The sequence below is a fragment of the Acinetobacter sp. UBA5934 genome, assembly GCF_002430855.1.
Classification (GTDB): domain Bacteria; phylum Pseudomonadota; class Gammaproteobacteria; order Pseudomonadales; family Moraxellaceae; genus Acinetobacter.
In genome coordinates this window covers 13,676-15,787 of sequence record NZ_DJDC01000161.1, presented here as the reverse complement: position 1 = coordinate 15,787, position 2,112 = coordinate 13,676, and the positions used below count along the sequence as shown (strand labels likewise).

Here is a 2,112-nt window from a genome sequence, read left to right as displayed (position 1 = left end):
GATCCACACAAAACAACAACTGCCGTGGATGAGGCTTACGCTCTTCAAAACGGTCCCCGCCAATCACGTCAACAAAATAATGACCCAAGCCCAGCGCTTCGACGATTGCACGTGCCGGCTGCTCAGGTTTATTGGTGACACAAATCATTTGCTTATTGTTGGCTAGACCCCAATCGAGAAACTCAACTACCCCATTAAAAGGCTGGGTATCCACACAGGGATCGGCATTATAAATACTTAAAAAAGTCGCCAGCAATTGTTGATGTTGCTCGGGATCAACCTTTCCGGTGAGATATTGCAGAGTGCTTTGGCAAAAAAGAGAGGTTCCCTTACCTATCCAGGTACGCACCTGCGCTTCAGTCACTGTCGGTAATTGCAAGGCAGTCAGGCTCATGTTCATGGCACGGTATAAGTCCGATGCCGAATCTACCAGGGTGCCATCCAGATCAAATAAAATCAGTTCCCGGCTGGCCAATTTTGCTACAGACATCATTTCCCTCTCACAATTTATTTAACCCATACTCATACAATGAAGGCATGCGATTGCATGCCTTCATTGTATTTCGCGTACAGGCTTATTTAAAGAATAACCAAGCCATGATTGCAAGGATAATTAATACAATAATGGAGATTAAGCCTACTGATGCATTTTTCTGCTCTTCTTTGGCTTGCTCTACACGTGACACTGGTGTTTCCACTGCGATGGGTGCCTGCTTCTCGGGAATGGCACTCAAGTCCACATCTTCTGGAATTGGCGCAGGTTTCGGAATAGCTACCCCTTGTGGCATACCATCACGTGTGACGTTGACGCTGCTATCACGCTCAGTCAGTTCAGGCATACCCTGATCATTCATTTGCTGGGCCACAGTCTTTGTTTCTGGTTCAACGGACACGGTTGCCGCCGTTTCAGAAACTGCCACTGCTTCTGAAGGCTGCTCGCTGGCCGGCATAATTTCAGTTTCAGTCAACGCAGGCGTAATGTCTTTAGGCGGTGCAAGCACGGAAAATTTCAAGCCTGCAAACTGAACGATATCCCCTTCTTTCAACAAGGTTTCATGTTCAATACGCAAGTCATTGACGAAGGTGCCATTTGACGAGTTTAAGTCTTGTACCCATAAAGCCTGGTCTTTGAGCAAGAAAGCCGCATGCTTGCGTGAAATTTCCCCTGCCTGCAATACGATATCTGCACTCTGATGGCGACCGACCAACATATCACGGTCGATGCTGATTTCCTGTCCCGTTAATTCACCGGTAATTGCTTGTATTTTCCAAGTCATGAAATGCACTTCTCTTTGTGATTTTTAATTATCATATCATGGCAAATATTCAATTCTTTACCCACTCTGTTAAGAACCAGAACGAATCGTGGTCGTCGTCACGGTATTTTTGGTTTTTTCAACCTCAGTAACAGGCGTAGCTACCTTTTGCCTTTGCACGACTGGTTCAATTGCAACCGGTGTACTAAAAGTAGTGGCCTTCGGTTGATTCTGGGTTGCCGATGGCAGGGTTTGATATTGAGGAACTTTGGGGGCCGATGGTGTAACCGGAATTCGCTGCTGATAAATATCTTCTACATTTTCCGGTAATTTGGCAAAACTGCCATCCTGATCCATGGCTAACTGTAAGCTGTACAACTGGCTGTAACGCTGCTGCGATAAACGGCGTACATCATTACTATCTCCCACAATAGTCGGGTGAATGAACACCAGTAAGTTGCGTTTTTCATTGGATTTACCATCTGCACGGAAGAGACGCCCCAAACCTGGAATAGCCCCTAAGCCCGGTACAGCCTGACGCGAATGAATCGAGTTATCGGAAATCAAACCACCCAAAACGATGGTCTGACCATGCTCAGCCAGAATCGAGGTTTTAATGGCACGCTTACTGGTGACCAAATCCTGTGCTTGACCTTTATCCTGCACTGCAGAAACTTCCTGCTCGACTTCGAGGCGAACCGAGCCACCTTCTCCAATATGCGGAATCACCTTTAAAGTGACACCGACATCTTTACGTTCAACCGTAGTATAAGGGTTTAGCCCTGCTGAAGTCGTGGTTGCGGAACCGGTAACAAACGGCACGTTTTGACCTACCACAATATAAGCTTCTTCATTA

The 2,112-nt window shown here is 46.5% G+C and carries 3 protein-coding genes; all 3 read right to left on the bottom strand.

The genetic code is table 11. From position 1 onward, the window contains the following. Positions 1-490, bottom strand: a 490-nt coding sequence (locus B2Y23_RS11730; protein WP_291370969.1) for an HAD hydrolase-like protein, incomplete at its 3' end; no start/stop codon positions are given. 85 nt (positions 491-575) lie between these two features. Then, entirely contained in the window at positions 576-1,277 is a 702-nt protein-coding gene (locus B2Y23_RS11725; RefSeq protein ID WP_291353996.1) for an FHA domain-containing protein, read from the bottom strand. A gap of 69 nt (positions 1,278-1,346) precedes the next feature. Then, on the bottom strand, positions 1,347-2,112 hold a 766-nt coding region (locus tag B2Y23_RS11720), incomplete at its 5' end, for a type II secretion system protein GspD (RefSeq protein ID WP_414632127.1).